Genomic DNA, 7,183 nt, shown 5'->3' on the forward strand with positions numbered 1-7,183 from the left:
AGCATGGATACCGAGCACGCCACACAGTCCGAGCAGGCCCTGGCCGCGGTCAAGGCCGCAACGCTCATCGAATCGCTGCCGTGGCTGCTGAACTACCGCGACCGGGTGGTCGTCGTGAAGTTCGGTGGCAACGCCATGATCAACGACGATCTCAAGCGCGCCTTCGCCGAAGACATGGTGTACCTCCGCACGGTCGGGCTGCACCCGGTCGTCGTGCACGGGGGAGGGCCGCAGATCTCGGCCGCGCTCAAGGCGGCAGGCATCGAGTCGGAGTTCCGTGGCGGCTATCGGGTCACGACGACCGAGGCGATCTCGGTCGTGCGCGACGTGCTGGCAGGCGAGGTCAACCGCGAGATCGTCGACATGATGAACGAGCACGGCGACCTAGCGCGCGGTGTCTTCAGCGACGGCACCGACGAGGCCAAGCTCTTCGAAGGGCACGTCCGCGGCGTCGAGGTCGACGGTGAGACCTTCGATCTGGGCCACGTCGGTGACATCACCGACGTCGATCCGTCGCGCGTCCTCGCCGAGATCGCGGCCGGCCGGATCCCGGTCGTCTCCTCCATCGCCGTGAACGACATGGATCCCGATTCGGCGCTCAACGTGAACGCCGATGCCGCGGCGGCCGCGCTGGCGATCGCCCTGCAGGCGTCCAAGTTGATCGTGCTGACCGACGTGCCCGGTCTGTACTCCGACTGGCCGAACCGCGACTCGCTCGTGGCGCTGATCACCGTCGACGAACTCACCGGCCTCCTGCCGAGCCTCGAGAGCGGCATGATCCCCAAGATGACCGCCTGCCTCGACGCCGTCGTCGCGGGCGTCGGCGGGGCGACCATCATCGACGGTCGCATTCCGCATTCCATCCTCCTTGAGATCTTCACCCAGCGCGGTGCGGGCACCGAGGTCATCCCCAACAGCAGACGATCGCACGAGCAGAAGAGAGGACAGTCATGACCACGACCACCCCGACCACCGAAGGCACGTGGCAGCGCCGATTCGGTGACTCCATCATGAAGAGCCTTTCGACCCCCAAGGTCATGCTCGAGCGCGGCGAAGGCTGCCAGGTCTGGGACGTCGAGGGTAAGCGCTACCTCGACTTCCTCGCCGGTATTGCCGTCAACGCCCTGGGCCACGCCCACCCGGTTCTCGTCGAGGCGGTATCCAAGCAGGCCGCGACGCTGATCCATGTGTCGAACTACTTCGCGACGCCGTCGCAGGTCGAACTAGCCGAGCGCCTCAAGGCCATCTCGGGAGCCGGCGAGCAGGGTCGGGTCTACTACGGCAACTCGGGAGCCGAGGCCAACGAGGCCGCCTTCAAGCTGCTGCGCCTCAACAAGGGCCCCGACGGCACGAAGACCAGGATCCTCGCTCTCCAGTCCTCGTTCCACGGCCGCACCATGGGCGCCCTGGCCCTCACCGGCAAACCGGCGCTCCGCGAGCCCTTCGAACCTATGCTTCCCGGCGTGGAGCACATCGACACGACCATCGAGGCGCTCGAGCAGGCGATCGACGACCGTGTCGCGGGCATCATCATCGAGCCGATCAAGGGCGAGGCCGGCGTCGTCGACCTTCCCGAGCGGTTCCTCCAGGCCGCGCGCGAGCTGACGGCCAAGCACGGAGCACTTCTGATTCTCGACGAGATCCAGACGGGGATCGGCCGCACGGGCACCTGGTTCAGCTTCCAGCAGTTCGGCATCGTGCCGGACGCGATCACCGTCGCCAAGGGCATCGCCGGGGGAATCCCGATCGGTGCGCTCGTGACGTTCGGCGACACCAGCGACCTGTTCGAGGCCGGTCAGCACGGCTCGACTTTCGGAGGGAACCCCTTCGCCACGTCGGCGGCGAACGCGGTTCTCGGTGAGATCGAGTCCGCGGGCCTGGTCGAGAATGCCCGCGTTCGGGGCGAGCAGATCCGGGCCGCCATCACGGCGATCGCGTCGCCGCACGTGAAGGAGGTCCGCGGTCGCGGGCTCCTCATCGGAGTGGGCCTGCACGAGCCGATCGCCAACGAGATCTCGGCCCGCTGCCTCGAGGCGGGGCTTATCGTCAATGCCGCCAACGACTCCAGCATCCGCATCGCTCCGCCGCTCATCGTCGGCGATTCCGAGATCGCCGAGTTCACCGAGATCTTCACCTCCGTTCTGAAAGGTCTCGCATGACCCGCCACTTCCTCCGCGACGACGATCTGAGTCCCGCCGAGCAGTCCGCCGTCCTCGATCTCGCCGAAACTCTCAAGGCGGATCGCTATAAGGCTCGTCCGCTCGAGGGCCCGCAGACGGTCGCCGTGATCTTCGACAAGTCGTCGACGCGCACCCGTGTCTCGTTCGCCGTCGGCATCGCCGACCTCGGAGGAGTCCCGCTCATCATCGCCACCGCCTCGAGCCAGCTCGGGGGCAAGGAGACGCCCAGCGACACCGCTCGCGTGCTCGAGCGCCAGGTCGCCGCCATCGTCTGGCGCACCTACGGCCAGGCCGGATTGGAAGAGATGGCCGAGGGCACCACGGTGCCGGTCGTCAACGCCCTGTCCGACGACTTCCACCCGTGCCAGCTGCTCGCCGATCTGCTGACGATCCGCGAGCAGAAGGGCGCTCTCGAGGGCCTCACCGTCGCGTTCGTGGGCGACGGCCGGTGCAACATGGCTCAGTCGTACCTCCTCGCGGGCACGACGGCGGGCATGCACGTTCGCATCGGAGCTCCCGAGGAGTTCGCTCCCGAGGCCGCTGTCGTCGCCGATGCTCAGCGCATTGCCGCCACCACGGGCGGCTCCGCTCAGGTGATCACCAACGCCGTCGACGCCGTTCGCGGTGCCGATATCGTCGTCACCGACACCTGGGTGTCGATGGGCAAAGAAGACGAGAAGGCTCACCGGGTCGCGACCTTCGGCTCGTACAAGGTCGACCAGGCGCTCCTTGCCGAGGCCGATGACGACGCCATCTTCTTGCACTGCCTTCCCGCCGATCGTGGCTACGAGGTAGCGGCCGACGTTATCGACGGCCCCCGAAGCGTCATCTGGGATGAGGCGGAGAACCGTCTTCACGCGCAGAAGGCGCTTCTCACCTGGCTCCTGGAGCAGAAGTGACGGGCGGCAATCGGGCCGCGGAGGCCGGCGCCCTCTGGGGCGGCCGCTTCGCATCCGGTCCCAGCCCCGAGCTCACGGCGCTGAGTAAGTCGACGCAGTTCGACTGGCAGCTCTACCCCTACGACATCGCAGGATCCCGCGCGCACGCCACCGCTTTGAATGCCGCCGGCTACCTGACCGCCGATGAGCTCCACGGCATGCTCACGGCTCTCGACACGCTCGAGCGCGGCGTGGCTGACGGTACCTACACGGCGGCCGAGAGCGATGAAGACGTGCACTCGGCCCTCGAACGGCACCTGATGTCGATCACCGGGCCGGAGCTCGGTGGCAAGCTCCGTGCCGGGCGCAGCCGCAACGACCAGATCGCGACTCTCGTGCGGATGTATCTCCGCGACCACGGCCTCGTGATCGCGCGACTCGTCACCGACCTGATCGACGCGATCGTCGCGCAGGCGACCGCGCACGAGACAGCCGTGATGCCGGGTCGTACCCACCTCCAGCATGCTCAGCCGGTGCTCCTCGCCCACCACCTCCTTGCTCACGCGTGGCCTCTGGTGCGCGATCTCGAGAGGATCCGCGACTGGTCACGGCGGGCGAGTGCGTCGCCGTACGGATCGGGGGCGCTGGCCGGATCGTCGCTGGGCCTGGATCCTGCGCTCGTCGCCCGGGAGCTCGGCTTCGACCGAACCACCGAGAACTCGATCGACGCGACCGCCAGCCGTGATGTCGTCTCGGAGTTCGCCTTCGTGACGGCCTCCATCGGCATCGACCTGTCGCGGCTCGCCGAAGAGGTGATCCTCTGGAACACCCGAGAGTTCGGCTTCGTCAAGCTGCACGACGGCTTCTCGACCGGGTCGTCGATCATGCCGCAGAAGAAGAACCCCGATATCGCCGAGCTCGCTCGCGGAAAGTCGGGCCGTCTCATCGGCAACCTCACGGGGCTCCTCGCGACATTCAAGGGTCTGCCTCTCGCGTACAACCGCGATCTGCAAGAAGACAAAGAGCCGGTCTTCGACACGGTGACGCAGCTCGAAGTGCTTCTGCCGGCGTTCACCGGGATGATCGCGACGCTCGAGTTCGATGAGGGTCGGCTGGCCGAGCTGGCTCCCCAGGGGTTCTCGCTCGCGACCGATGTCGCCGAGTGGCTGGTCAAGCAGGGCGTGCCGTTCCGAGACGCCCACGAGATCAGCGGTTCGCTCGTGCAGTTCTGCGAGACGAACGGTCTCGACCTCGACGAGCCGACCGATGAGCAGTACCGCGAAGTCTCCGACCATCTCACCCCCGAGATCCGTGCCGTGCTGACCGTCGAGGGATCGATTGCCAGCCGCGACGGGGTCGGGGGCACGGCGCCAAACCGGGTCGCCGAGCAGCTCGTCTCCTTGACATCGCAGGTGCGGGGCCTCATCGCCGATCTCGGACTCCAGGCAACGTCGTGAGCGATCAGCCGAGGCGGCCGATCCTGCTGCGGGTGGTCATCGTGGTGTGCGTGCTCGTCGTCGTCGCGGCTGTTACCTACACGGTCGTCACCGGCCAGCGTTTCTTCTGATTCGTGACGTCGGTGTCGGCCGTACTAGCGGCGCCCGCGCTCGAGGCGGCGCCGATGTTGCTCGGCGCGGTGTTCCGGTCGGGGCCCGTGGCTCTTCGGATCACCGAGGTCGAGGCGTACCAGGGGCAGGGTCAGGATCCGGGGTCGCATGCTCACAACGGCCCGACTGCCCGCAACTCGAGTATGTGGCTGGCCCCGGGAACCCTCTACGTGTATCTCTCCTACGGAATCCACCGGTGCCTGAATCTCGTCTGTGGGCCCGAGGGGTCCGCTTCGGCGGTGCTGCTTCGTGCCGGCGAGATCGTCGATGGTCTCGAGATGGCCAGGTCACGCCGACCGGCTGCGAGTCGAGACGTCGAGCTCGCCCGAGGCCCCGGGCGGCTCGGCTCGGCTCTGGGCATTGCGCTCGACGATGACGGTGCGACCATCGACGCGCCGCCATTCACACTGACGCTGCCGACTGAGCAGTCGTTCGACGTCGTAACCGGCCCCCGCGTCGGCGTCGCCGGGCACGCCGGCACAAACGCCTACCCCTGGCGGTTCTGGATCGCCGACGACCCGACGGTGTCGGCGTATCGTCCCGCCGTCTCGCGCCGCCGCGGCTAAAGTTGTCGGGTGACGAGTCAGACGACGGCCGACCTCTTGGCCACCCAGGCGAACGATCCCACCTTCGACACCGTGTGGGACGAAATCGTCTATCGCGGACTCGTGCATGTCTCCACCGACGAGGGTGCTCTGCGTGACCTCCTCGGCGGCGACCCGATCACGTTCTACTGCGGATTCGACCCGACCGCACCGAGCCTGCACCTCGGAAACCTGGTGCAGCTGCTCCTCATGCGGCGTCTCCAACTCGCCGGGCACAAGCCGCTCGGGTTGGTCGGCGGGTCGACGGGACTCATCGGCGATCCTCGCCCGACGGCGGAGCGCGTGCTCAAGACGCGCGAGCAGACGGCTGAGTGGGTGCAGAGCATCCGGGTGCACGTCGAGAAGTTCCTCTCGAGCGAAGGATCCAACGCTCTCCGTGTCGTGAACAACCTCGACTGGACCGAGCCGCTCAGCGCCATCGAGTTCCTTCGTGACATCGGCAAGAATTTTCGAGTCAACACGATGCTGAAGAAAGACGCGGTATCGGCCCGCTTGAACTCCGATGCGGGCATCAGCTACACGGAGTTCAGCTACCAGATCCTCCAGGGGCTCGACTTCCGGGAGCTCTACCGCACGTACGACTGCTTGCTCCAGACCGGGGGGAGCGACCAGTGGGGCAACCTCACCAGCGGCACCGAACTGATTCGTCGCACGGAGGGAGTTGCGGTTCACGCGATCGGCACCCCGCTGATCACCAACTCCGACGGCACAAAGTTCGGCAAGAGCGAAGGAAACGCTGTCTGGCTCGACCCGTCGCTCACCTCGCCGTACGCGTTTTACCAGTTCTGGCTCAACCAGGACGACGCCGACGTGGTGGCTCGACTCAAGGTGTTCACGTTCCTTGATCGTGCTGAGATCGAGCGGCTCGAAACGCAGGTTGCCGAGCGTCCGTTCGCTCGCGAGGCGCAGAAGCGTCTTGCTCTCGAGGTGACGGGATTGGTTCACGGCACCGAGGCCGCGCAAGCCGCCATCGACGCCTCGGCGGCGCTTTTCGGTCAGGGCGACTTGGCGGTTCTCCCTTCCGAGGTGCTCGAAGCGGCGATTGCCGAATTGCCGCACGCGATCGTCGATCCCTCGACCACCGTGTCGCAGGCTCTCGTCGCCACCGGACTGGTGGCATCGCTCGGGGCAGCTCGCCGGGCGGCCGCCGAGGGCGGCATCTACGTGAACAACGAGCGGATCAGTGATGATTCGGCCCTTGTGGTGTCACTCGCGTTCGAGGGGAAGCGAGCTGTTCTTCGACGTGGCAAGAAGACCCTCGCAGGCGTGACCGTCTCGAGTTGAGGCGGTGACGTTGATGGCCCGGTGTGCTCCCCCTAGGGAGAAAACCGGGCCATCGTGCGTAAACCCCTGTATTTCCGGGCCACTCATCGACGACACGCCCGGGATGCAGCCGAGATTTGCCGAGGTGTTCATCCGCCCGTATTGTTTCTTCTTGTCACCCCAAAGGAACGGAAACGGAAGGGCCTAGCGGCTCCTCTTACCGGCCTCAAGCGGGGGCCCTTTCTCCCCGGTTCTTCTTCGACTTCGGTCTTGAACTTCGAACCGGTTGTGAGTAAGGTTGCAAGTCCTCCACCTCCCGGCCAAGGCTGGGCGCAAGAGCCTTTGAGGCTCTTGAAGTCCGTTAGATCTTCTCGAAAGAGCGGGTTTGACAGGGCCCGACGAGGTGGATAAGGTTTCAAAGTTGCCTTGAGCGAAGATGATAAATGTCATTGGGTCTCAGGTGCGTTTGGTCCTTGAGAACTCAACAGCGTGCACATTGTCAAATGCCAAATTATACCTCGGCATTCAGTGGATCTATGCCTTCGGTGTAGTGGTTCTGGGTGTTGGGTTTCTTTGAGATTGAAATGGACAACAATCGTCAGATTGTTTTGTTCTTTTGGTCAGCATCAAACTTGCTGTCACTGGCTTCG

Annotated in this window: 6 protein-coding genes; all 6 read left to right on the top strand. The window is 65.6% G+C overall.

Annotated features, from left to right (window positions below):
• Positions 1-3 precede the first annotated feature (3 nt).
• On the top strand, positions 4-954 hold the full coding sequence (gene argB / locus VH571_RS11460; protein WP_423264667.1) for an acetylglutamate kinase: 951 nt from the start codon (positions 4-6) through the stop codon (positions 952-954).
• Positions 951-2,159, top strand: coding sequence for an acetylornithine transaminase (locus VH571_RS11465; RefSeq protein WP_423264668.1), 1,209 nt, complete (start codon positions 951-953; stop codon positions 2,157-2,159). Before argB ends, VH571_RS11465 begins: the two co-directional genes overlap by 4 nt.
• On the top strand, positions 2,156-3,079 hold the full coding sequence (argF, locus tag VH571_RS11470; protein ID WP_055962459.1) for an ornithine carbamoyltransferase: 924 nt from the start codon (positions 2,156-2,158) through the stop codon (positions 3,077-3,079). Before VH571_RS11465 ends, argF begins: the two co-directional genes overlap by 4 nt.
• Complete coding sequence (gene argH, locus VH571_RS11475) at positions 3,076-4,515, top strand: argininosuccinate lyase (protein ID WP_423264669.1); 1,440 nt, start codon at positions 3,076-3,078, stop codon at positions 4,513-4,515. Before argF ends, argH begins: the two co-directional genes overlap by 4 nt.
• A 122-nt stretch (positions 4,516-4,637) precedes the next feature.
• Positions 4,638-5,231 carry a DNA-3-methyladenine glycosylase gene (locus tag VH571_RS11480; protein ID WP_423264680.1) on the top strand — a complete coding sequence of 198 codons (594 nt, stop codon included), beginning with the start codon at positions 4,638-4,640 and terminating at the stop codon, positions 5,229-5,231.
• Positions 5,232-5,240: 9 nt separating this feature from the next.
• On the top strand, positions 5,241-6,554 hold the full coding sequence (gene tyrS, locus VH571_RS11485) for a tyrosine--tRNA ligase (RefSeq protein WP_423264670.1): 1,314 nt from the start codon (positions 5,241-5,243) through the stop codon (positions 6,552-6,554).
• Positions 6,555-7,183: the final 629 nt, after the last annotated feature.

This window comes from Frondihabitans sp. 4ASC-45 (genome assembly GCF_049472575.1).
Taxonomy (GTDB): Bacteria; Actinomycetota; Actinomycetes; order Actinomycetales; family Microbacteriaceae; genus Frondihabitans.

Coding starts and splice junctions, on each gene's coding strand:
- argB (WP_423264667.1), top strand. CDS start 4: ATGGATACCGAGCACGCCACACAGTCCGAGCAGGCCCTGGCCGCGGTC.
- argF (WP_055962459.1), top strand. CDS start 2,156: ATGACCCGCCACTTCCTCCGCGACGACGATCTGAGTCCCGCCGAGCAG.
- VH571_RS11465 (WP_423264668.1), top strand. CDS start 951: ATGACCACGACCACCCCGACCACCGAAGGCACGTGGCAGCGCCGATTC.